Annotated in this window: 17 protein-coding genes and 1 tRNA gene; 8 read left to right on the top strand and 10 right to left on the bottom strand. The window is 54.8% G+C overall.

Going from position 1 to position 24,238, the window contains the following annotated elements:
* Positions 1-56 precede the first annotated feature (56 nt).
* Both HEQ61_RS04325 and HEQ61_RS04330 read left to right on the top strand, forming a co-directional pair.
* Positions 57-833: a substrate-binding periplasmic protein gene (locus HEQ61_RS04325; protein WP_168019312.1), complete on the top strand. Its 777-nt coding sequence runs from the start codon at positions 57-59 to the stop codon at positions 831-833.
* A 120-nt stretch (positions 834-953) separates the two neighbouring features.
* Positions 954-1,208, top strand: coding sequence for a DUF3253 domain-containing protein (locus tag HEQ61_RS04330; protein WP_322099188.1), 255 nt, complete (start codon positions 954-956; stop codon positions 1,206-1,208).
* Between the two features lie 282 nt (positions 1,209-1,490).
* Here the strand turns inward: HEQ61_RS04330 and HEQ61_RS04335 are convergent, their stop codons facing one another.
* The 3 genes from HEQ61_RS04335 to HEQ61_RS04345 all read right to left on the bottom strand — a co-directional run bounded on the left by HEQ61_RS04335 (position 1,491) and on the right by HEQ61_RS04345 (position 4,241).
* Positions 1,491-2,408, bottom strand: a complete 918-nt coding sequence (locus tag HEQ61_RS04335; RefSeq protein ID WP_245183119.1) for a LysR family transcriptional regulator — start codon at positions 2,406-2,408, stop codon at positions 1,491-1,493.
* 105 nt (positions 2,409-2,513) lie between these two features.
* Entirely contained in the window at positions 2,514-3,461 is a 948-nt protein-coding gene (trxB, locus tag HEQ61_RS04340) for a thioredoxin-disulfide reductase (protein ID WP_168019309.1), read from the bottom strand.
* A gap of 156 nt (positions 3,462-3,617) precedes the next feature.
* Positions 3,618-4,241 carry a peroxiredoxin gene (locus HEQ61_RS04345; protein WP_168019307.1) on the bottom strand — a complete coding sequence of 208 codons (624 nt, stop codon included), beginning with the start codon at positions 4,239-4,241 and terminating at the stop codon, positions 3,618-3,620.
* A 281-nt stretch (positions 4,242-4,522) separates the two neighbouring features.
* Between HEQ61_RS04345 and HEQ61_RS04350 the strand changes: the two genes are divergently transcribed.
* Positions 4,523-5,062 (top strand): Lrp/AsnC family transcriptional regulator, encoded by a 540-nt coding sequence (locus HEQ61_RS04350; RefSeq protein ID WP_168019305.1) that lies wholly within the window; start codon positions 4,523-4,525, stop codon positions 5,060-5,062.
* Here HEQ61_RS04350 and HEQ61_RS04355 read toward each other — a convergent pair.
* The 4 genes from HEQ61_RS04355 to carA form a co-directional block, all read right to left on the bottom strand.
* Positions 5,015-6,889 (bottom strand): potassium transporter Kup, encoded by a 1,875-nt coding sequence (locus HEQ61_RS04355; RefSeq protein ID WP_168019303.1) that lies wholly within the window; start codon positions 6,887-6,889, stop codon positions 5,015-5,017. The two genes, HEQ61_RS04350 and HEQ61_RS04355, sit on opposite strands and share 48 nt — an antisense overlap.
* A 313-nt stretch (positions 6,890-7,202) precedes the next feature.
* On the bottom strand, positions 7,203-7,676 hold the full coding sequence (gene greA, locus HEQ61_RS04360; RefSeq protein ID WP_066132382.1) for a transcription elongation factor GreA: 474 nt from the start codon (positions 7,674-7,676) through the stop codon (positions 7,203-7,205).
* A gap of 110 nt (positions 7,677-7,786) precedes the next feature.
* A complete protein-coding gene (gene carB, locus HEQ61_RS04365; RefSeq protein ID WP_168019301.1) occupies positions 7,787-11,098 on the bottom strand; it encodes a carbamoyl-phosphate synthase large subunit in 3,312 nt (1,103 codons plus the stop codon).
* 34 nt (positions 11,099-11,132) lie between these two features.
* Positions 11,133-12,359: a glutamine-hydrolyzing carbamoyl-phosphate synthase small subunit gene (gene carA, locus HEQ61_RS04370; protein WP_168019299.1), complete on the bottom strand. Its 1,227-nt coding sequence runs from the start codon at positions 12,357-12,359 to the stop codon at positions 11,133-11,135.
* Positions 12,360-12,742: 383 nt separating this feature from the next.
* Between carA and HEQ61_RS04375 the strand changes: the two genes are divergently transcribed.
* The 3 genes from HEQ61_RS04375 (at position 12,743) to rpoD (ending at position 17,205) form a co-directional block, all read left to right on the top strand.
* Entirely contained in the window at positions 12,743-13,198 is a 456-nt protein-coding gene (locus tag HEQ61_RS04375) for a GatB/YqeY domain-containing protein (protein WP_168019297.1), read from the top strand.
* Positions 13,199-13,239: 41 nt separating this feature from the next.
* Positions 13,240-15,084, top strand: a complete 1,845-nt coding sequence (gene dnaG / locus HEQ61_RS04380) for a DNA primase (RefSeq protein ID WP_168019295.1) — start codon at positions 13,240-13,242, stop codon at positions 15,082-15,084.
* 105 nt (positions 15,085-15,189) lie between these two features.
* The gene (gene rpoD / locus HEQ61_RS04385; RefSeq protein ID WP_168019293.1) at positions 15,190-17,205 is read left to right on the top strand and encodes an RNA polymerase sigma factor RpoD; all 2,016 of its coding nucleotides are present in this window, start codon (positions 15,190-15,192) and stop codon (positions 17,203-17,205) included.
* 71 nt (positions 17,206-17,276) lie between these two features.
* Here the strand turns inward: rpoD and HEQ61_RS04390 are convergent, their stop codons facing one another.
* Positions 17,277-20,255 carry a PAS domain S-box protein gene (locus HEQ61_RS04390; protein WP_168019290.1) on the bottom strand — a complete coding sequence of 993 codons (2,979 nt, stop codon included), beginning with the start codon at positions 20,253-20,255 and terminating at the stop codon, positions 17,277-17,279.
* 101 nt (positions 20,256-20,356) lie between these two features.
* On the opposite strand from HEQ61_RS04390, the gene HEQ61_RS04395 reads away from it, so the two are divergent.
* Positions 20,357-20,433: transfer RNA gene (locus HEQ61_RS04395), tRNA-Ile, on the top strand.
* A gap of 46 nt (positions 20,434-20,479) precedes the next feature.
* On the opposite strand, the gene HEQ61_RS04400 is transcribed toward HEQ61_RS04395, so the two are convergent.
* A complete protein-coding gene (locus HEQ61_RS04400; RefSeq protein WP_168019288.1) occupies positions 20,480-21,667 on the bottom strand; it encodes an acetyl-CoA C-acyltransferase family protein in 1,188 nt (395 codons plus the stop codon).
* Positions 21,668-21,799: 132 nt separating this feature from the next.
* The gene (locus HEQ61_RS04405) at positions 21,800-22,165 is read right to left on the bottom strand and encodes a hypothetical protein (protein WP_168019287.1); all 366 of its coding nucleotides are present in this window, start codon (positions 22,163-22,165) and stop codon (positions 21,800-21,802) included.
* Between the two features lie 266 nt (positions 22,166-22,431).
* Here HEQ61_RS04405 and ettA point away from each other — a divergent pair, with 266 nt between their 5' ends.
* Complete coding sequence (ettA, locus tag HEQ61_RS04410) at positions 22,432-24,111, top strand: energy-dependent translational throttle protein EttA (RefSeq protein ID WP_168019285.1); 1,680 nt, start codon at positions 22,432-22,434, stop codon at positions 24,109-24,111.
* Positions 24,112-24,238 lie beyond the last annotated feature (127 nt).

Genomic DNA, 24,238 nt, shown 5'->3' on the forward strand with positions numbered 1-24,238 from the left:
GGAGCCGCCGCGTAAAATACGGCGGCTCTTTCTCTGTTGTTCAGGGGGGTGGGGCTATGAAGAGAAATGGTTTCCACCATTGGAAGTGGATCCGGGATATTCTGACGGTTTTGCTGCTGTCCTTGCTGTCCAAGGAATCTCTTGCTGCTTCTGATGTTTTGGTTGTTGCCAGTCTGGAGCATTATCCCCCTTATTCAGATCATGACCTGAAGGAACAGGGTTTCTGCCCCGATGTGACCAAAACGGCACTGGAGAGAGCCGGATACAAGGTTGAAATACGGCTTATGGATTGGCGCAAGGTTCTGGAGAGTGCGTCCAGCGGGGAGGCTGATGTCATTACCTGTTCTTGGTATGTGCCGTCGCGGGAGAGTTTTCTGATTTTTACACGTCTCCTGCATGCAAACCGTTTGGTTTTTGCTGTATCGAAGATGGATTCCTTTGAATATACGCGGCTGGAGGATCTGAAGGGAAAGAAGGTGGGGGTTGTTGCCGGTTATGGTTATCCCCCTGATTTTCTTGATGCGCCCTATATCCAGAGAGTCGTCGGGCCATCTGTAGAGGACAATATTCGTGCTGTTGCCACGGGTGGGCTTGATGCGACGCTGGATGATGAAGGGCTGATGCGCAGCCAGTTGCGCCGCTCTTTGTCCGCGTTGGCCGGAGATATTCGTCTGACCCGGGGCGCTATCCACGAAACGCCCTTGGTTGCTGGCGTTTCGCGCCATCGCGCTGATGCGGCTGAAATTGTTGAACGGTTTAATGCAGCCTTGGTTGTGATGGCGGGTGACGGTACCCTCAAGGACCTGCGACGGCGGCATGACCTTATTGAGTAGCTTCCCCCTTCCAGGGCTTGCATGATCCTCGTAGAGCCTCTATTGCATGCAGAACTACTTTGTATGTACGAGACTGCGATGACTGATACTGTCCCTGAATCTCCCAAGGGGGATCCTATAGTGAATCTTGTGTTGTCCATGGCTGCTGATGCCGGTGTGCGTGGCGTCAGTGCACAAGAAATTGCCAAGGTATATTTCTCCCAGCGTCGCCGCCCAAAGGATCCTGATGATGGTTGGCGCCGTTTTATGAATCCGGTTAAACAGCAGGTGCTCAGCTTGGCGCGCAGTGGGCGCATTGAGATTGTTCGTGGGGGTGAGGTACAAGATCCAAACGATTTCAGGGGTCTTGTCCGCGTGCGTTTGCCTAGGGAATGACAGGTAACCCTGTAATGCTCTGTTGTTAGAAAAAGGAGCTCCGCATAAGCGGGGCCTGAGTGAACAGGGAGGCATTACGTCCGATGATAGACGCTGGATAAAAACCGCCAGGCGGACCCGGCGCTGGTGTAGGAATAACTTGGGGTTACTCCCGCACCAGTCCTGCTGTTCGTGTGGGTGAACAGCAGGACTGGAAGTGTAGGCGGCGGCGGGAAAACACACCAAAGCAAAAGATCTGTTGCTGCCATGCGCTCTGCGCATGCTTCGTGTGTGTCGTGATTGTCAGGGAGCCGGCGTGTTGTCTTTCTGGAGCTTCTGGAGAAGAAAGTCCCTGAAGACCATGACGCGCTTTGAGTGACGAAGCTCTTCCGGATATACAAAGTAACAGTCAAAACTTGGTCCACGCAATTCAGGAAGCACTTGTACCAAGTTAGATGCGACTGAGGCAAAATAATCTGGAAGAGCTGCAATGCCCAAGCCGGAGTGCACGGCGCGATAAATTCCGTAAATGTTGTTGATGCGCAGAACTGCAGAGCGAGGCGTTGTCGTTCCGGCAGACAAAAGCCAGTTCATGTTGTCAACTGGTGCCTTTGAATCATCACCATACGTGATAAGCCGGTGATTGTCGAGATCCGCCGGTGTTTTGGGTGTGCCATGTTTCTGCAGGTATTCTGGTGCAGCATAGACATTGTAATGCAGGTTGATCAGATGCCTTTGGATCAAATCCGGCTGGCGGGGGGCGTTGAAGCGGATGGCAACATCTGCGGCGCGCATGGCCAGATCCACTTCCTGATCATCAAGCAGAAGCGATATCTCTATGCTGGGGTATTGCTCCATAAAATCGGTAATGCGGGGAGTCAGCCATACGGACCCGAAAGCAACTGTCGTTGTAACCTTCAGCAAGCCTTCAGGGCGTTCCCTGCTCTCGGTTATCCGTGCTTCAACCATTGACAGGCGTGCAAACACCTCGTGCACGGTATGATACAGAAGCTCGCCTTGCTCGGTCAGGATCAGGCCACGGGCGTGGCGATGAAACAGGGAGACCCGCAGGCTTTCTTCCAGGGCACTGATCTGTCGGCTGACGGCAGACTGACTCAGGTGCAGCACATCTCCTGCATGGGTAAAGCTACCAGCCTCTGCGACGGTGTGAAAAACACGCAGTTTATCCCAGTCCATCATGGTGCCCTGTCGCCCGGCCATAATTCTCTCGTTTTCTTCAAATTTTGTTCTATTCCAAGGGTACCGGTACCAAGCCCGGGCTGGCAAGGTGGTGTCGGGAAGAAGTCCTTACCAGCCCGATCTTTCCTAGATATCGTCGTCTGTCCGCAGGAAACGATCAGCTTCAAGCGCGGCCATGCAACCGGTTCCCGCAGCGGTTATAGCCTGGCGGAACACATGATCCTGCACATCGCCAGCAGCAAAAACGCCCGGGATCGAGGTTGCAGTCGAGTCCGGCTGCGTAATCAAATAGCCGTTCTCGTCGGTTTGAAGCTGACCGATAAATAGGTCCGTATTGGGTTTATGGCCGATGGCAATGAACACGCCGTCACAGGCAAGATCAGAAAGGGCCCCCGTTATTGTATCTTCCAGGCGGATGCCGGTTACACCCTCGGGATTACCTCCGCCCAGGATCTCATGGACCTTGCTGTTCCAGCGTACTGTGATTTTGGGGTTTCGCAGCAGGCGGTCCTGCAGTATTTTCTCGGCCCGGAAACTGTCGCGGCGGTGTACAACGGTGACGCTGGCGCAGATATTTGCCAGATACAGGGCTTCTTCTACAGCACTGTTGCCGCCACCAACGACGACGACATTCTTTCCACGGAAGAAGAAGCCATCACACGTCGCGCAGGCAGACACGCCAAGGCCGGCGTATTTCTTTTCGCTTGGTATGTCCAACCATTTGGCAGAGGCCCCGGTTGCGATAATCAGTGTATCGCTTTTCCATACGTCGCCGCCGTCGGTGCGAACCGTAAATGGGCGCCGGGACAGATCAACGGATGTCGCCATATCGTGCACGATGCGGGCACCGCAATGTTCAGCCTGTTGGCGCATCTGTTCCATGAGCCAAGGCCCTTGGACTGGATCGGCAAAGCCCGGATAGTTTTCAACGTCTGTTGTTATGGTCAGCTGTCCGCCAGGTTGGAGTCCTGCCAGGACAACCGGTTCCAGATTGGCGCGGGCCGTGTAGATGGCGGCTGTACAACCAGCGGCTCCGGTGCCAAGGATGAGAACCCGGGTACGATGCTCAGTCATATGTAGAAAAACCTCCGGGCAGTGGTGTGTTTTCAATACGCAAGGGGGTTGCAGCAGGCTTGATCAGGGGCGAGGGAGTATTATTCCCCGATGTGCCAAAACGGGGTCCCGATGGAGCGTCGGGACCCCGTCTTCAGGGTTTGTCTGATGACCGTATTACAGGGCCTCAGCGTTCTCTTTCAGGAAGTTGGCCACGCCCTTGGGGCTTGCTTCCATACCCTTTTTGCCTTTTGTCCAGCCGGCGGGGCATACTTCCCCATGCTCTTCATGGAACTGCAGGGCATCAATCATCCGCAGTGCTTCATCAACGTTACGGCCCAAGGGCAGGTCGTTGATTGTGGCATGCCGGACCATGCCCGCCTTGTCGATCAGGAAAGAGCCGCGCAGGGCAACACCAGCATCTTCGATCAAGACACCAAATGAACGGGCGATGTTCTTCTTGAGGTCGGCAACCAAGGGGAACTGTACATTCCCAAGTCCGCCTTCGTTTTGCGGTGTATTTTTCCAGGCCAGATGAGAAAACTGGCTGTCAACAGAAATGCCTATGACTTTTGTATTGGCTGCTGTGAACTGCTGGAGACGATGGTCGTGCGCAATAATTTCCGAAGGACAAACAAAAGTGAAATCCAGAGGGTAGAAGAATACCCAGCCATAGGATCCGTGCAAGTAGCTTTTCAAGTTGAACTGAGCATTGATGCTGTTGTCGGGCATAACAGCCTGAGCGGTAAAATCCGAGACAGGCTTGCCAACAAGGGTTCCAACGTGTGCAAAATCAGTCATGAAACAATCTCCGGCTGGATAGCGTTCTGGTTAGTGAGGAGTCTAGTTCCTGAAGCTCATAACCATAGGGGAGTGTATGTTTTTTCGCAAGTCTGGAATCGATCTAAAAATGACGCAGGGCATACATCTTATGGGGGATATCAATTCATGGTAACGCTTATGGATGCGATTCTTCTTTTAGTATCTTCGTATTGATCTTGAGAGTTCTGTACCATTTACGGTAATTTCCTTGCGTATTGGGACAGTTGGTTTGTCCCTGACGCTTTGAGAGGAAGCTACAGATGCAGCGTGTCAAGCTGGATCGGACAGACAGGCACATTCTTCATGACCTTCAGGAGAATGGTCGTATGACGAATGTCGAGTTGGCTAACAGGGCCGGGATTTCCGCCCCGCCGTGTTTGCGGCGTGTCCGTGCCTTGGAGGAATCCGGTTGTATACACGGTTATCATGCAGCAGTAGATCCCAAGGTGCTTGGATACAATGTAACAGCTTTTGCGCATGTCGGCCTGGACAGCCAAGCCGAGGCCGACCTGCGTGCTTTCGAGGATCTGGTTGCCGGTTGGGATAATGTGCGGGAATGCCATATGCTTGCCGGCGAGACGGACTTTATCCTCAAAATTGTTGCCCAGGACTGGGACGATTATCAGCGTTTCCTGACGACACAGCTGACCGTTGCGCCCCATGTGACGCATGTCAAAAGCGCTCTCGCGATTCGTACAGGCAAGTACAGGCCCGGTGTGCCGATCGATATTGATAGTGATCGTAAGTCGCGTTCAGATCTCTACTTGGGTGCCAAGCTCGATCAGTCGGTTGGGGGGTAAGCGGAAGTACCGCATGGTGTCTGTGGCGCTTCTTGCCATGGCGATAAACAAGGCAATACGCCACGGTGCCATGCCAGGATTTTTACTTTCAATGACGGTTTCGCGTGACAGGAACCACGAAATCCCCTGTGGTTCGTAGAAGAACCCTAATTTTTCTGATGAAATGTGCGCCAATGTTCTTGGTATGTTTGGTGTTTCCATAAATCCATAGTGCAGGATAATGCGTTGTAGTCCCGGAGCAATCTCCTTGGATTCAAGCCTGTTGTCATCAGAAACAAGGGGAGTTTCTGCTGTAACGGCGCTGAGCAGGATAACGCGCTCGTGTACAACTTTGTTGTGGCGCAAGTTGTGTAGCAGGGCGAGAGGTAGTCCGGAGCGGATGCTGGTGAGGAAGACGGCTGTTCCCGGTACTTTCGCGACATTATTTCCTGTCAGTTCATTGAATTCGGACTCTGGCCGGGAAACATTCTGTAGCTGTTGTAGAAGAAGTGCCCGTCCTGCTTTCCAAGTCATCAAAATGACAACAATAATTGCCGCCACGGTTACAGGCACCCAGCCGCCATCAGGGATCTTGATGGCGCAGCTCAGGAAAAACATCAGATCTGTACCCAAGAAAATGCCGCAAATCACGAAAATCTTGTTTCGGCTCCAACCCCACAAGATTTTCATGGCCAAAGCCATCATCAGGGCAGTGATAACCATATTTCCGGTTACAGCTACCCCATAGGCTGCCGCAAGATTGCTTGATGTTTTGAAACTGAGAACAAGAGCAATGCATGAAACCATAAGGCATGCATTCACTGTTGGCATGTAGATCTGACCCATTTCCTGGCCAGACGTATGAATGATGGTCATTCTCGGCAAGTACCCCAGTTGGATCGCTTGCCGGGTCAGGGAAAATGCGCCTGATATAACAGCCTGTGATGCAATAATGGTGGCCAGCGTTGCCAGAATCACCAAGGGAAGTATCATCGACTGTGGTGCCAGGAGGAAGAATGGATTTTCCGCCGCTTCGGGGGAACGCAACAGAAGGGCACCCTGACCGAAATAGTTCAAAAGCAGGCATGGCATGACAAGAATATACCAGCCTGTTCGTATGGCCTTGCGACCAAAGTGCCCCATGTCGGCATACAGGGCCTCGGCCCCTGTAACAGACAAAACAACGGCCCCGAGAACAGAAACAGAAATTCCCGGTTCCGTAAAAATGAAGAACCATCCGTAGTGCGGGCTGAGCGCGGCCAGGATAGACGGTGTGCCGACGATGCTCCGTAGGCCCAGAAAGCCGATAACCAGGAACCATATCAGGCACACGGGGCCGAAGATCTTGCCAACCATTGCTGTTCCAAACCGCTGGATCAAGAACAAACACAAAAGAATGCTGACGGTGATGGGTATGACAAATTCACTCAGTGCTGGTGCTGCGATATGTAATCCCTCGACAGCGGACAGGACTGACACAGCAGGCGTGATAATGCTGTCGCCGTAAAACAGGGCTGCCGCCAGAATTCCCAATCCCGTTACGGCCGAGAAGGCGCGCCCATCCTGATCCAGGACATTATGCAGGCGTGCCAGAAGCGCCAAGCTGCCGCCTTCGCCACGGTTGTCAGTGCTCATGACGTAAATGACGTACTTGACGGATACAACAACCAAGATGGTCCAGAATATGAGTGACAGAACGCCAAGTATATGAATGTGGTCCACAGTAACCCCATGTTCGGGGGACAGGGATTCCTTGAACGCGTAAAGAGGACTTGTCCCAATGTCACCGAAGACAACGCCTATGGCACCAATAATAAGGGGCAGCAGAGGTTTGTTCTGATGTGACATTATTGTGTTTCAGTCTGTTGTTATGGATGTAAAAGCCATGGCCGGCTTGATTCTGCCTTAGGTAAAGGCTGCCAATTCTAACTGTATCGGCCAGATTGCGCAGTTCGGGAGCGCAAGATGAGTCTTCTCAGACACTGTTGTTCTCTGGTCTGAGGTAATGTCCATTGTTGTCAGCAGGACGATTTATGGCGGGATACGAGGGACGGCAGGAAGCAGAGGCGCTTAGTCACAGCGCCTTCATGTGCTTCTGCATTTCAGGTTTGATTACAGTCCGGGCAATCACGTGTCGGATTGCCCGGATTCTTGGAGTGTTTCAGGAAAAACGAACGTTTACAACTTCATAGGAGCGGAATCCGCCCGGTGCAGATACTTCAGCCGTGTCACCCATGACCTTTCCAATCAAGGCCCGAGCCAAGGGGGAGGCTATTGAAATCCGACCCTTCTCCAAATCTGCTTCGTGGGGGCCAACAATCTGGTAGGTCACTTCACCATCTGTATCTTCATCAGCCAGCGTAACCGTTGCCCCGAATCGGATGGTTGAACCAGACAGCTTGCTGACATCAATAACGTCAGCGCGGGACAGAACGTCCTCCAATTCTGCAATACGCCCTTCAATAAAGCTCTGGCGTTCCCGCGCAGCGTGGTATTCGGCATTCTCTGACAGATCACCGTGTTCACGGGCCTCGGCAATAGCTTTGATGACCGCGGGGCGTTCCTGGCTTTTCAGCATACGCAGCTCATCTTCCAGGGCCTTCATGCCCTGTGCGGTCATGGGGATCTTTTCCATATCCGGGTACGTCCTTACACTTGCTTGTTTGTCGCGAAGGCGACCGGCTGCGCGCAACACCAAGAAACGACCCGGGGCTGCGCAGCGTAGCCCCGGGGCATCGAATCGGATCAGGCGGGGAAGTATACCCTGTTTTGTACTTCCGGAACAGAATAGTGTTGCAAGGGGGTTATCCCCGGTTCCTTGTCCTGCAGGCTTCTTATGGCCTGCGCTGCGGCCCTTGCCCCTGCCATGGTTGTGTAGTGGGTCACAGATCTTGTCAAAGCCGCGCTGCGGATATCCAGGCTGTCGCGTATGCTGTTCATGCCTTCAGCCGTATTGATAACCATATCAACGGTACCGCACAAGATGGCGTCCACGCAGTGAGGCTGGCCTTCCCGTACTTTGTTGATGGCGGTTGCGGGAACGCCTCCCTTGTTCAGGAAAGTAGCTGTTCCGCCTGTTGCCAGGATATCAAATCCCATGGCAAAAAAAGACTTTGCAATATCAAGGGCTTCAGTTTTATCCGAGTCGCGCACAGACAAGAATATGGTTCCCTGCAGGGGGAGTGGGAGCCCGGCTGCCATCTGGCTTTTGGCGAAGGCATGCCCGAAGCTTCTGGCTATGCCCATGACTTCGCCTGTTGATTTCATTTCCGGCCCCAGCAGTATGTCGGTGCCGGGGAAGCGGGCGAACGGGAACACGGATTCCTTGACTGCGACGTGGCTTGGGGTTGTCGTACGCAGCGCAAAGGCAGCCAGGTTTTCACCGGCCATAACCCGGGCTGCTATGCAGGCAACAGGATTGCCGGTGGCCTTGGATACAAAGGGTACTGTACGGCTTGCGCGCGGGTTTGCTTCCAGGACGTAGACGTCTGTTCCCTGAATGGCGAATTGAATGTTTATAAGCCCTTGTACGTCAAGTTCGGTAGCAAGAAGGGTGGTTTGTCGTTCCAGCTCCCGTATCAGGGGTGCCTGAAGGGAATGTGGCGGCAGTGAGCAGGCGGAGTCTCCGGAATGAATGCCTGCTTCCTCAATATGCTCCATAATGCCGGCGATAAACACGGCTCCGCTTGAGTCCCGTATGGCATCAACATCCACCTCGGTTGCGCCGCGTAAATACTGGTCCAGCAGGATCGGCATGTCGGAAGAAATGGTGATGGTGCCTTGTCCTTCGTTCTGCCCGCCACAGACCTTGGTCAGCCATGTGCGGAGTGAAGATTCGCCATGGACAATTTCCATGGCCCGCCCTCCCAGTACAAAGGATGGGCGTACGACCAAGGGATAGCCAAGGATCGTTGCCTGCTCCAGAACGTCTTCCGGGGTTCGTGCTATTGCGTTGGGTGGCTGGCGAAGCTCCAGTTTTTGCAGGACAGACTGGAATTGCTGGCGGTCTTCGGCTCTGTCGATTGCAGCGGGAGACGTGCCCAGAACAGGAATATTGGCCTGTTGCAGGGCGCTGGCCAGTTTCAGCGGGGTTTGTCCGCCGAATTGCACGATAACCCCTTTGACGTGGCCCCTGCGTTGTTCAACCCGTATCAACTCAATAACAGATTCGGCGGTCAGAGGCTCAAAGTACAGGCGATCTGACGTATCCGGGTCGGTTGAGACCGTTTCCGGGTTACAATTGACCATAATGGTTTCATAGCCGGCCTCGGAAAGGCTGAAGGCTGCGTGGACGCAGCAGCAGTCAAATTCTATGCCTTGTCCAATACGGTTTGGTCCCCCACCCAGGATGATGATCTTCTCACGTGTTGATGGTTTTGCTTCGCAGTCTGCGGCACTTACGCCATCGCCTTCGTAGCAGGCGTACATGTACGCCGTTGGCGATGAAAATTCCGCTGCACAGCTGTCTATGCGCTTGTAGACCGGGTGAAGGCCCAAGGTATTGCGTAAAGCGGTTACCTCTTCTTCTGTTTGTCCATTCAGGTGGGCCAGCCTTGCATCAGAAAAGCCCATTTTTTTAAGGGCAAGAAACCCGTATTGGTCCGCAGGAATTCCCTGTTGGCGGATACGGGCTTCAATGTGGACCAGGTGAGCAATCTGATCCAGAAACCAGCGGTCAATGTGGCAGGCCTCATACACTGTTTCTATGGACATGCCTTCGCGGAAAGCCTGTGCAACAAAACGGATCCGGTTTGGGCTTGTTGTTCTCAGAACCCGTACCATGGCGTCATGTCGGGTCTCGTCAGGGTTCACTGTGATGTCGATTTCATCCAGCCCGGTTAGTCCTGTATCCAGGGATTGCAGGGCTTTCTGGAGTGATTCAGTGAAGGTACGCCCGATGGCCATGACCTCGCCGACCGATTTCATCGAGGTGCCCAGCCGGGCATCGGTATCGGGGAACTTTTCAAAGGTAAAGCGAGGAATTTTGGTGACGATATAGTCAATAACAGGCTCAAAGCTGGCTGGCGTTTGCCCGGCGGTTATCGCGTTGTCCAGTTCATCCAGCGTGTAGCCCACAGCCAGTTTTGCGGCGATGCGTGCGATCGGGAAGCCTGTTGCTTTTGATGCAAGGGCAGACGAGCGCGAGACCCGGGGGTTCATTTCAATGACCACCAGGCGTCCGTCATCCGGGTTGACCGCAAACTGGACATTGGACCCGCCTGTTTCGACCCCGATTTCCCTCAGGACCGCCAAGGATGCATCCCGCATGGTCTGGTACTCTTTGTCTGTCAGTGTCAGCGCCGGTGCAACCGTCACAGAGTCCCCGGTGTGGATGCCCATGGGGTCAATGTTTTCGATAGAGCAGACGATAATCCCGTTGTCTGCCCGATCACGAACCACCTCCATTTCATATTCTTTCCACCCCAGAACAGATTCCTCGACCAGAATTTCGTGGACAGGCGAGGCGGCCAGGCCTTGTGTGCAGATATGACCGAATTCTTCCCTGGTTGTTGCGATTCCACCGCCTTGTCCACCCAGTGTGAAAGAGGGCCGAACGATGGCTGGAAGTCCTATGAAGGCAAGGGCATCATAGGCTTCATCCAGGCTGCGCACCATCCGCGAGCGCGGGCTTTCAAGGCCGATGCGGTCCATGGCCTCACGGAACAGCTGCCGATCCTCTGCCTTGCGGATGGCCTCGCGGCAGGCCCCGATCATGATGACGCCATGACGTTCCAGTGTTCCGTCATCGGCCAAGGCAAGGGCGCAGTTCAGGGCTGTTTGTCCCCCCATGGTTGGCAGCAGGGCATCCGGTTTTTCCCGGTCAATAATCTGCGCCACAACAGCGGGAGTGATCGGTTCGATATAGGTGGCATCGGCCATATCGGGGTCTGTCATGATAGTGGCCGGGTTGGAGTTGACCAAGATAACCCGGTACCCTTCCTCACGCAGGGCCTTGCAGGCCTGGGCGCCCGAATAGTCAAACTCACAGGCTTGTCCGATAACAATCGGGCCTGCACCGATAATCAGAATGGAGTGGATGTCTGTGCGTTTGGGCATGCCTGGGGTTTCCTTCCGACAGGGCACGGGACAATTAATTTGGACTGGGTAGGATCAGGTGGCTGCGCAGCCGCTCAGGGGAGGGCAGTTGCGTATCGTCGGGTGTGCTGGAATGCCGATGCTGTTGCATCAGGCCGACAAAATCACGGAACAAGGAATGGGAATCCTTGGGGCCCGGGCTGGATTCCGGGTGATATTGCACGGAAAAAACAGGACGGCCTTTTAGGGCAATCCCCTCGATCGAGCCATCGAAGAGAGATGTGTGTGTGACGACAACCTCATTGGGAAGGCTGTCGGGGTCGATGGCAAAGCCGTGGTTCTGGCTTGTGATCGCGACGTGCCCCGTTGCCAGGCACTTGACCGGCTGGTTCGATCCACGGTGCCCCCGCTTCATGCGCAATGTCTTTGCCCCCAAGGCCAAGGCAAGGATCTGATGACCCAGGCAAATGCCAAAGACGGGAAGCCCGGTGGACAGAATCTTTTTCAGTTCGGGGATCACAGAACGGCCGGTGGCGGCAGGATCACCTGGTCCATTCGACAGGAACACGCCATCAGGGGCAAGGTTCAAGATCTCCCTGGCCGTTGTGTGAGCTGGTACGATGGTAATCCGGCAGCTTTCGGCAGCCAGGCACCGCAGGATGTTCTGCTTTATGCCGAAGTCAACGGCGACAACATGCCATGGTCGATCTCTGGATTGTGTATCCGGCCATTCCCATGGTTGCTGGCATGATACGCGTGTAGCCAGGTCCAGCCCGTCTGGCGACGGATGGGTTCGTGCTTGGTGCAGGAGATGTTCCAGGTTGAAGATACCGTTCGGGTCATGTGCAACAACGCCTGCCATTGTGCCGTGTTCGCGCAGTCGTATGGTCAGTGCGCGTGTGTCGATACCGGTGACACACACCACGTTATTCCTGCGCATCCATTCGGGCAGATTGGCTGTTGCACGCCAGCTGGAGTCGATGCCAACGGGTGCGCGCAGGATGCAGCCTCGGGCAAACGGGTGTTCCGCTTCGTGATCGTCCGGATTGGTGCCTGTATTGCCGATATGCGGAAATGTAAAAGTTATAATCTGCCCGGCAAAGGAGGGGTCTGTCAGGGTTTCCTGGTAACCGGTCATTCCGGTACAGAAAACAACTTCTCCCGTTGTGTTTCCTTTACGTCCGAGACCATGTCCCCACCATACCGTTCCGTCGGCAAGGACCAGTACGCCGGTTGCCCTGTCAGGGCATAAACCGGGTGTGCATGCTGTTTGGTCTGTCATAGGATCCCTTGGTTCATAGCGCCGCAGGAGTGATCGTCTCCCTTGGAAAATGCAAGGCATGCCAGTGTATGGCTGACCGCTTCTGCATGACTATGCGCACAAAACAACTGCCTTCATGTTCAGGAAAGAAGGTTAGGGCAAGCGCCAATAGATACCGAGTGCAGGAACGCTCTGCCAATCGCAGGTAAACGATCAACTAATTACATCTGGTTTTGCCCCTTGTCAATTCAATACAGGAGAGGCAAGGCTTTTGGCTCTTTATTGCCGGTATGCCCAAGGACATGATGGCTCCTTGCTGCGGACAGCATTTGCCAAGGCGTTCACACTCGTCTAGTCTGGGCAGATTCGAGATATTCATGACGAACTGTATTTTGAGGTCATCCATGTTGCGCACTCGGCTGAACGAGGCGTTGAAGGAAGCGTTGAAGGCACGCGACAATCGTGCATCGGCTACCTTGCGACTGATTCTTGCGGCTTTGAAAGACCGTGATATCGCAGCCCGGACCCGTGGTCTGGGTGAAGGAATTCCTGAAGAGGAAATCCTGCAGATGCTACAGTCCATGATCAAGCAGCGACGTGAGAGCATCAACCTGTATGAGCAAGGCGGGCGGCTGGAGCTTGCGGAGCAGGAGCAGGAGGAAATAGCCATTATTGAACGTTTCCTGCCTGTGCAGATGGATGAAGCAGCAACGCGTGAGGCCATTGCCGTGACTCTGCAGGAGCTGGGAGCCAGTGGCATCAAGGATATGGGGCGGGTTATGACGGCCCTGCGTGAGAAGTTTGCAGGGCGTATGGACTTTGGCAAGGCCAGCCAGGCTGTCAAGGCAGCCTTATCCTGACCGTGTGTTCTTTCCATTGTTATGACGGGTGTGCGTGACCCATGGCTTTGCCCCCGCAGTTCCTTGATGAGCTTCGTGCCCGGCTTCCGGCCTCGGTTGTAGTTGGGCATCGGGTTCGTTTGGTCCGTCGTGGGCGCGAGCATATTGGTCTTTGCCCGTTTCACAGGGAGAAGACTCCTTCCTTCACCGTCAATGACGACAAGGGCTTTTATCACTGTTTTGGGTGTGGGGCGCACGGCGACATCATTTCCTTTGAAATGGAAACGGCACACCTGACTTTCCCCGAAGCTGTGGAAAAGTTGGCGGCGCAGGCTGGTCTTGAGGTGCCGCGTCCCGATCCGCGGGAGATGGAAGCTGCACGTCAAGACGCCGGCATTCTGGATATCAACGAGGCAGTCTGCCACTTTTTCCAGCGATCCCTTTTTCTGCCATCCGGTCGTGGCGGGCTTGATTATCTCCGTCGGCGGGGCCTTGATGACGAGGTCATCCAGACATTTCGTCTGGGTTGGGCCCCTGGTGGGGTGGAGTTGCAGACCGCCTTGCTCGGGAACGGAATAACCGAAGAGCAGATGATCGAGGCTGGTTTGCTTCGGCGCCTGGATTCCGGGGCTGTGGTTGGTTATTTCCGGGAACGTGTCATGTTTCCAATTACAGACCGGCGGGGGCGGGTTATTGCCTTTGGCGGTCGGACCTTGGGTGACGGGCAACCCAAATACATGAACAGCCCCGAAACACCGGTCTTCCACAAGGGACAGGTTCTCTACAACCTGTCCCGTGCCCGTGAGGCTGCGGCCCGGAGTGGAGATATTGTTGTTGCAGAGGGCTATATGGATGTTATTGCCCTGCATCGGGCAGGCATCCCTCATGCTGTTGCTCCGTTGGGGACAGCCCTGACGGAGGCTCAGATTGAGTCATTGTGGCGTCTGTCCGACGAGCCTGTCCTGTGTATGGATGGTGACAGCGCCGGGCAACGGGCTGCGGCCCGTGCTGCCGACCGTGCTTTGCCCCTTCTGAAACCGGGGAAGTCTCTGCGTTTTGTCATGCTTCCGATGGGGCGGGATCCTGACGACCTGTTGCGGGACGAGGGGGCAAGATCAGTTTGTGCAAGGCTTGCGGTATCTCGCTCCCTGCTGGATGTTTTATGGGACAAGGCGTTGGAAGGGCGGTCGCTGGATACACCGGAACGAAGGGCTGGTCTGGAAGCCCATCTGGAAGAGCTGGTACGTCATATCGGGGATCGCAGTGTCCAACAGCATTACCGCCAAGCCTTCCGTGACCGTCAATGGAACCTGTTTCGCCAGGCTGGGCGTGGTGCGGCGGTCAAGGCTCGTCCGGCGGGTACTTTCTCTCCCAGGGGGCGCGAATCGCAGTCGCGCTGGGCGGCTCCGTTGCCGTCAGCCGGAAGCGGTATGATTCTGGCCCCGCCGGCACCGGATGCTGCGGAGGCCTTGCGGCGGCGCATTTTGCTGGTTACGCTCATCACTCATCCTGACCTTTTTGACAGTGTGGGAGAGCGTTTGGGGCTTCTGGATTTCCCGGAACAGTCCCTTGATACGCTTCGAGGTGCGGTTTTGCTGCTGCTTTCCCGTCAGTCAGGTCTTGACTTCCATGGTCTGAGACGCCAACTACACGACGAGGGATTTGGTGATGTTCTGGAGTCCCTCCTTGCGTCGAATGTTTTTCTCCATGCGGCATTCAGCCGTCCGGTCGCCGACAGTCAGGCCGCCTTGGACGGGTGGGAGCACACGTTCGGGTTATCCCGGGGCAGAGATTTGAAGGTGGATATTGGTCGTGCGGTTGAACGGCTTGGTGACAATCCAACCCCGGAGGCTCTTGATGTTTTTATTGCCTTGAAAAAACATGAAAGAGCGTCTGTAGAGGATTGAGCATCATCCGGATGATACGGGATGTTATGGAACAGGATGGTCAGAAGGACCGGGATGTGTGCCTTGGGTGCATGTCCGTACGTATTTTGAGGAGAGAGAACGGGCATGGCAACAAAAGCTGCCGCTGAAACAGAAACCCCTGAAACCAATGATGAGGTTCAGGACGGGCCTTTGCTCGATTCTCTTAATACAGCTGTCAGGAAACTGGTGGCAAAAGGCAAGGAGCGCGGGTTCATCACCTATGATGAGCTGAATGCGGCGTTGCCTTCAGATGACTTTTCCTCGGAACAAATCGAAGACACCATGTCGATGCTGTCGGATATCGGCATCAACATTGTTGAGAACGAGGAAGAGGAAGTCAGCGGCAACGAAACCGACGATTCCGCCGGTAATGTATCCGAAGACGAACTGGGGCGTACTGACGATCCCGTGCGGATGTACCTGCGCGAGATGGGGTCTGTTGAGCTTTTGTCCCGCGAGGGTGAAATCGCCATTGCCAAGCGTATTGAAGCCGGGCGTGAGATGATGATCGGCGGGATCTGCGAAAGCCCACTGACCATCGCGGCTTTGCTGGACTGGCATGACGCCTTGGTGGAAGGAAAGATGATGTTGCGTGACATCATTGATCTGGAAACGACGTATGGCACAGAGCCCGGTGTTGGTGATGATATGGGAGAGGAAGAAGAAGACTCTCCTGTGGTCGGGGACAGAGATGAGGAGCTTGCCGCTCCGGTCAAGGACCATCGCAAGGCCAAGGAAGAGTCCGGCTCTGATGATGAGACAGACGAGGCAGAGGCTGATGGCATTGATGCCTCTGCCGAAGGCGATGTTGACGGAGAAATAGAAGAAGCCAGCATCAGCCTTTCCGCTATGGAAGCGGAGTTGCTGCCCGTTATTCTCCAGTCATTTGAAACAATTGCCCAAGCCTATCAAAAGATGAGAAAGGTTCAGGACCAGCGCCTGGGCCATATCACTGCCGGGGAAGATGTGCCGGCAGCCTTGGAGAAAAAGTTCGAGAAGCAGAGGTCAGAGCTGGTCAAGATGATGGAGGGCGTTCATCTGAACAACGCCCGTATTGAATACCTTGTTGGCCACCTCAATGACCTCAACAAGCGCCTGATGATGCTGGAAGGCAAGCTTCTGCGCGTTGCCTTGGACTGCAAGATCAAGCGCGAGGACTTCCTTGATGCTTACTATGGGGCCGAAATGGATCCCCAGTGGCTGGAAATCATCGCAAGCCGAAGTGGAAAAGGCTGGAAAGACTTTATCGGCAAGCATTCTGCCGAGATTGTCAGAATCAGGGAAGCGATTGCGGTTATCTCTGCCGAGGCGCGCCAGCCTATTTTTGAGTTCCGCCGTATTGTCCAGACAGTCCAGAAGGGTGAGCGGGAAGCCAGCAAGGCCAAAAAGGAAATGATCGAGGCCAACCTTCGCCTGGTTATCTCCATTGCCAAGAAATATACCAACCGTGGCCTTCAGTTCCTGGATCTGATTCAGGAGGGCAACATTGGCCTTATGAAGGCTGTGGACAAGTTCGAGTACCGCCGTGGGTACAAGTTCTCCACCTATGCGACATGGTGGATTCGTCAGGCTATTACCCGTTCCATTGCTGACCAGGCCCGGACGATCCGTATACCGGTTCACATGATTGAAACCATCAACAAGCTGGTTCGTACAAGTCGCCAGATGTTGCATGAGATCGGTCGCGAACCAACACCGGAAGAACTGGCCGAAAAGCTGCAGATGCCGCTGGAAAAGGTTCGCAAGGTCCTGAAGATCGCCAAGGAGCCTATTTCTCTGGAAACTCCTATTGGTGATGAGGAAGACAGTCATCTTGGTGACTTTATCGAGGACAAGAATGCGGTTCAGCCCTTGGATGCGGCGATCAACTCCAATCTGCGTGAGACGTGCACCCGTATTCTCTCGACCCTGACCGCGCGTGAGGAAAGAGTGCTCAGGATGCGTTTCGGGATTGGCATGAATACCGATCATACGCTTGAGGAAGTTGGTCAGCAGTTCAGTGTTACTCGTGAGCGTATCAGGCAGATCGAAGCTAAGGCCCTGCGCAAGCTCAAGCATCCGTCCCGCTCACGCAAGCTGCGTAGTTTCCTGGACGGTTGATCTGTTCTGGTGTTGATAAAAAGGCCACCTTTGAGGTGGCCTTTTTCATGCATTATCGGTGCATTATTCACTCAGCCTTCTTTGGTGGTTTCTTTTTTTGTTGCTTCTGCTGCCGGGAGATCAAACCAGAATGTGCTGCCTGTACTGACCGTGCTGGTGAAATCGATGGTGCCGCCCATTTTCTTGACCAGCAGGCCCGTAATGGAAAGCCCTATCCCCGTTCCCTGTATCGGTCCACTTTCCTGCCCCAGGCGATTGAAGGGCTGGAACAGGTCCGCCCTGCGCTCTTCGGGAAGACCGGCGCCGGTGTCTGTTACGGTGATCCGGACGTATCCATCAGGGGCATCTCTGGAATAATCGATCGTAACGCTGCCCCCAGCCTTGTTATACTTGATGGCATTACTGACGAGATTCAGCAGGATCTGTCGCATTCTGAGTGCATCGGCCAGAACGACAGGAGCCTTTTCCGTTTCGGGGGCCGCGATAACCTGAACGCCAAACTCACGCGCCATGGTGTCAGTGAGTCCCATGCATTCCTTGATGATCTTGGAGGGTTCAACCCGCCCGATATCCAGCGTCAGTTGGCCACTTTCAATGCGGGCCAAGTCGAGGATTTCATCGATCAGGGTCAGCAATAACTTGCCGGATTGGTGAATATGCGACAACCAGCTTCTTTGTCTGTCGCTCAGGGTTTCGGACTTGCTGCTTTCCATAAGCTGGGAAAAGCCAATAATGGCATTCAGGGGTGTCCGTAGCTCGTGACTCATGCGGGATAGAAAATCAGATTTTGCCCGGTTCGCCCGGTCTGCTGTTTCCCGGGCGTCAATCAGCGCCTGCTCATAGGCAAGGGTCTGTCTGATATCCCGGAAAAACACGAATGATCCAGAGCGGGTGCCATCATTTTCGGTCAGAATAGATGCCGAGACATCGAGGGGGATAACATCTCCATCATGACTGACGAACTCCAGCGTATACCGGCGGTGTATTTCTGTTTTCTCCAGCAAGGCATCGCCCTTCAGGCTATCGCGTGATTCCTGCGTCATGAAGAGCGTAATCGGGCGCCCTTGCATGTCATCTGGCTCATACCCCAAGATCGAGCGTGTCTTGTTGTTTGTTTCCACGATCAAGTCATCTGCATCGAGACGAATGTAGCCTTCTTCGGTCGTGTCTATGATTTGCTGAAGCCGGAAGAGAGTTTTTTCCTGTAGGCTGCGCAGGGCATGCTCACCTGTGATGTCTATCATAAGTGTACATATCGCCGTGTCTCCATCCCACAGCACGGGGAAGCTGGTTGTACGCACGCGCAATGTTGAGCCATCATTCTGGCGATAAAGTGTTTCGAAAGACGTAGTCAGTGTTTTGCCATCGTTATCATCCTGGTGGTTCTGACCCATTGGCATCAGTGTATCGGCTTGGCCCCCGGGTAATGGCAGGTCTTCCATGCTGTCCAGCCCAACCATATCCATGAAGGCTTGGTTGGCAAACAACGGCTTGAGATTACGGTGAACAAGAATACCCGCAGGGAGGAGGTTGATCATGAACAGGAATTTTTCGGCCAGATCCTTGTCAGCAGAGCGAGGGCTGATCAGAATACGGAGACTGTCGTGATCATCATCCGGATGGGAGATCGTCAGATCAACAGGTAGGACAGTGCCGCTTTTGTGCAGTGCCTTGGCTCTTCGTGTGCGGGGTCCCTGTTCTGTTGCGCCAGATTCCATGGAGACTGAGAATGTACCACTGTCGGTGAGCAGGAGTGTTGATACTGGTACTCCGTCCAATTCCCCGCTTTTGTATCCGAACAGGGAGCAGGCCCCGGAATCTGCACCGCGAATGTTTCCGGAATACCCGATCAGGACATAGCCATTGGGTATGCCATGGCTACTTTCTGGCACGTCCGGGGTTGTGGTGTGGTCATCTCCCGAACCTTCGGCGAGGGTGTTCTCTTCTTCATCTGCTTCCTCTTCATCAAGAGGTGTATGTTCTTGATGCTGTCTGGACTCCAGCTCTTCCATCAGGCGCGTATTCAGGCGCAGGGCTGATCGCGCCAATACCGTTGTTCGCAGATGCAGTATAAGCCCCAAGGCAATAGCCAAGAGAAGGCCGAAGCTGATCAGGCTGATTCGGCGCGCCAAATAAAACAGGGGAGATTGATTCGTTGTGAAGCGCAACCATGCAACGGATTGACCAGGGGTTCCCTGTAATGGAACCATACTGGTATCTTTATCATTCAGGGTTTCGTGTGCCAAGGACGCAGGGATAATAGAGAGGCTGCTGAGCCCGATTTTACGCACAATCCCGTCGATCCATCGGGAGTCCAGGGCGCGAGCCATTACCAGGACAGGCATAGCCTCAAGCCGGGCATCCCGGGGCAGGGGTTCCGGGTTGGAGAGAATACCTGCTGCCAGGATCCAGGCCGTTCCGGTTGAACTGAAGAACTGGCTGGCTTGGCGGTGTGTGCCACTTAAGGCCGATGCTTCACGGACAGCGGAGGCGGTTTCCCATACGGAATGCAGCAGTGGATCATCTTCGGTGAACATAAGCTCAGGGATTCCCTGCTTGATTTCCGAGATGGGCCCGCTGCCATAAACAATAAAGACCCGGCTTACGCCCCACGTGCTGTTCAGCTCCTGCCCGAAATTATCCCGGATCCATTCCGGATCGGGGAGCAGGAAGAGTTTCTCCCATGCGTCACTCCACAGGCTGTAGTCACGTATCAGACGTTCCTGCCCCCGGCGGAGCTCTGTGATTTCTGTATCAATATGATTGCGTACATACAGATCTGTGCTTGTTCTTGCTTGATCCACGCCTTCATGAGCCAGCCATATCAGCCAGCCGACCAATGCCGACAGGACAGCCAGAAAACCACCCCAGGCCACATTGAGAATCCCATGTCGCCGGGGCAGGTCAACAACAGCCGGGAGCGATGCATAGGGATCGGTCATCGGGTATCGTCGCGCTGCCTGATCAAGTGCACTCTGGTACAGTGTGGACAAACCCGTGAAACTGTCCACAAAAAGAGGGGACAATTTCCCCGGATTTTCCGCAGACATGCAAAAAATAAAGGTTCCGGCTTTTCCTTTGCCGGGAAATGCTATATACGGACCTCCCCTGCGCAGGTGGTCCATTACAGGGCTGTCTGGCAACATTTCGGGGGCCTGTAGCTCAATTGGTCAGAGCCGACCGCTCATAACGGTCTGGTTGGGGGTTCAAGTCCCTCCGGGCCTACCAAAAAATACCGCGCATGATTTCTATCAAGGCGCGGTATTTTTTTATGTTAATCACCCATACGTTCCAGGATCAGGGCAATGCCCTGCCCGCCCCCGATACACATTGTTACCAAGGCATAACGCCCGTTGGTACGGTGCAGGGCGTGTATGGCTTTTATGACCAGTATGGCACCGGTTGCGCCAACAGGATGGCCCAAGGCAATAGCCCCGCCGTCCGGATTTACCTTCTCCGGGTCCAGGCCAAGCTTCCGGTTCACGGCACAGGCTTGTGCGGCGAATGCCTCGTTGGATTCAACCAAGTCCAGATCAGACACCGTAAGGCCGGCCCTTTTCAGGGCGATCATGCTGGCGGGAACCGGTCCTATTCCCATGATGGACGGATCGACCCCCGCGTGACCATAGCTGACAATCCGGGCCATGGGGGTGAGCTTGCGGGTCGAGGCTTCGCGCTCTGCCATCAGGACAAGGGCAGCCGCGCCGTCGTTGATGCCGGATGCATTTCCAGCGGTGACAGAGCCGTTCTCGCGAAAAATGGTCTTTAACTTTGCAAGACTGGCCGAAGTCGTCTCGGGACGAACATGCTCATCTGTATCGAACACGGTTTCCTTGCCCCGTGTTTTTATAGTTACGGGGGTAATTTGGCTTTTAAAGAAACCGGATGCGATGGCACGTGCTGCCCGACGGTGGCTTTCTGCGGCAAAGCCATCCTGTTCATCACGGCTGATCGAGTGTGCTGCCGCGACATTTTCTGCTGTTACCCCCATGTGGCCGTTGCCAAATGGATCTGTCAGAGCGCCTGTCATCATATCGACCATGGTGCTGTCGCCCATGCGGGCACCCCAGCGTGCAGTCGGCAGAATGTAGCTGCCCCGGCTCATCACCTCTGTGCCACCGGCAACAGCGATTTGGCAGTCACCCAGCATAATAAAGTGCGCTGCCGACAAGACCGCCTGCAGGCCTGATCCACACAGGCGATTGACGGTCATGGCCGGGACATGGTCCGGAATGCCGCCCTTGCAGGCAGCCACGCGGGAGACGTACATATCTCGCGGCTCAGTCGGGATAATATGCCCCATGACCACATGCCCGACATCTGTGGGTGCAATGGCCGTTCGTGTCAGGGCTTCCTTGATCACCAGTGCCCCAAGATCGCATGGCGTCAAGTCCTTGAGCGAACCGCCAAAGGTACCAATCGCGGTTCGCGTTCCCCCCAGAATGACTACAGACTCAGCCATGTTTCCCTCCCTGTTCCCCGTGTCTGCGGTTTTCCCGGAAGGATATACACGCAGTGCTTGATCATGGGGCACTATGAAGGGATGGCACCAGTACGGCAACCAGCCTTTGTATAGCGCGTGATCTTGAACCGCTTACATGGATTGCAGCATCAGGCTGCCAACACACAGCACAACACCAAGGCCGGCGCAGAACCGTGCACAGGAGCGATGAGCAGCCAGCAGGGCATGGGGAACTTCATGACGGGCCTGGGCTACCGGGGGGCGGGCTTGTGGTGCTGTTGCGGCCCATACCGGACCTTCCAAGGGGCCTGTTTCAGCCACTTTCCGGCCCCGCATCAGCAGAGCGGCTGCACCGCTGGCAGCAATGATGGCACCCACCGACATAGCTGCGGCCGGTGTATCGGCAAAACAGAGGAAAAGGGTTATTCCAAGGGACGACAGAACCCAGAAGGCCGCCGCACGGGCGGCGTACATCAGGGCAGCTTCTTGGAGGGTCATGTTACACCTGTAGTATGTGTGTCCAATAAAGAATCTGCAGCACACTGCCCTTCTGCGATCTTTTTCTCCAGTCCAAAAATGCACCCAGGGGCGTGTTTTTGTGCTTTTGTGGGCATTTATTATGCAGAGGCAACGCAACAAAATGACAATTCGGGTGCTGATCTGCCCCGGAATGGCCAGATAGCGGTATCTGGTCTTTTCCTTCCTGTCTGTGTGGGGTAAAACCCACGGCAGAGTTCCCGAGCCAGTTCGCAAACGGAGGATACATGGCCGCCTATCAATACATCTATACCATGCGTGACCTGACCAAGGTTTATCCGGGCGGGCGCAAAGTGGTGGAGGGGGTCTATCTATCCTTCCTGCCCGGAGCCAAGATTGGTGTTCTGGGATACAACGGTGCCGGCAAGTCGACCCTGATGCGCATCATGGCCGGTATCGACCAGGAATTCAGCGGTGAGGCGCGCGCGGCAGATGGTGTGCGTGTCGGGTATTTGCCGCAGGAACCCCAGCTTGATAATGCCAAGACCGTTCTTGAGAACGTTATGGAAGGGCTGGGCGAAGTCTACACGTGGCGTCAGCGTTTTGATGATGTTTCAGCAAAGTTTGCCGAGGTCGAAGACGATGAGGCCATGAACGCCCTTTTGGCGGAGCAGGCTGAATTGCAGGAAAAGATTGATGCCTGCGATGGCTGGGATGTCGAGCGCAAGGTTGATATTGCCATGGATGCCCTGCGCTGTCCGGAAGGGGATGCCCCCGTCGGGACCTTGTCCGGTGGTGAGAAGCGACGTGTTGCGCTGGCGCGCCTGTTGTTGTCACGGCCGGACATGCTGCTGCTCGATGAGCCGACCAACCATCTGGATGCAGAGTCTGTCTGGTGGCTGGAACGTTTCCTGGAGGAGTATGAGGGGACGGTTGTTGCTGTTACCCACGACCGCTACTTCCTTGACAATGTGACTGGCTGGATCCTGGAGTTGGATCGTGGCAAGGGTATTCCCTATGAGGGCAACTATTCTTCCTGGCTGGAGCAGAAGCAAAAGCGTCTGGAGCAGGAACAGCGCGAGGAAGATGCCCGTCAGCGCACCATTTCCCAGGAGCTGGAGTGGATACGCTCCAATCCAAAGGGGCGTCAGGCCAAGCAGAAAGCCCGTATTACCGCTTTTGATGACCTGGTCGCCAAATCGGCGGACCGCCAGCCCGGGACGGCCCAGATTGTTATTCCCACGCCCGAGCGTCTGGGCGGCGTTGTGATCGAGGCGGACGGACTGAGTAAATCCTTCGGTGACCGGTTGTTGATCGATAACCTGTCTTTCCGGCTTCCTCCGGGCGGGATTGTGGGTGTGATCGGTCCAAACGGCGCCGGCAAGACAACCCTGTTCCGCATGTTAACCGGTCAGGAACAGCCGGACGGCGGCAGTATTCGTGTTGGTGAGACCGTCAAGCTGGGTTATGTCGACCAAAGCCGTGATGCGCTGGATGACAGCAAAACGGTGTGGGAAGAAATTTCCGGTGGTCACGATGAGATTGATCTTGGCAAGCGCAAGATCCAGTCTCGCGCCTATGTCGGGTCATTCAACTTCCGTGGCGGTGACCAGCAAAAGAAGCTGGGGCAACTGTCGGGCGGGGAACGTAACCGTGTTCACCTGGCCAAAATGCTGAAGTCTGGCGCGAACGTCCTGTTGTTGGACGAACCCACCAACGATCTGGATGTTGATACGCTCCGCGCCCTGGAAGATGCCCTGCTGGACTTCCCCGGCTGCGCTGTCGTGATTTCGCACGATCGCTGGTTCCTGGATCGTATTGCAACGCATATCCTGGCCTTTGAGGGTGACAGCCACGTCGAATGGTTCGAGGGGAACTTTGCTGATTACGAAGCGGACAAGAAGCGTCGCCTTGGTGCGGATGCCGATCAGCCGCATCGTATCCGTTACAAGCCTGTCCACCGCTGATCAGGTATATACGCCATAGTTGTTATGGCGTTTCCGGCAATGCCCACGCCCTTTTCTGGTTTATGGACCAGTGGGCGTGGGCATTTTGCATGATTTCACCTCTGCCCTGTGTCACAGGCTGTGGTGA

This window comes from Haematospirillum sp. H4485 (assembly GCF_012102745.1).
Lineage (GTDB): Bacteria > Pseudomonadota > Alphaproteobacteria > Rhodospirillales > Rhodospirillaceae > Haematospirillum.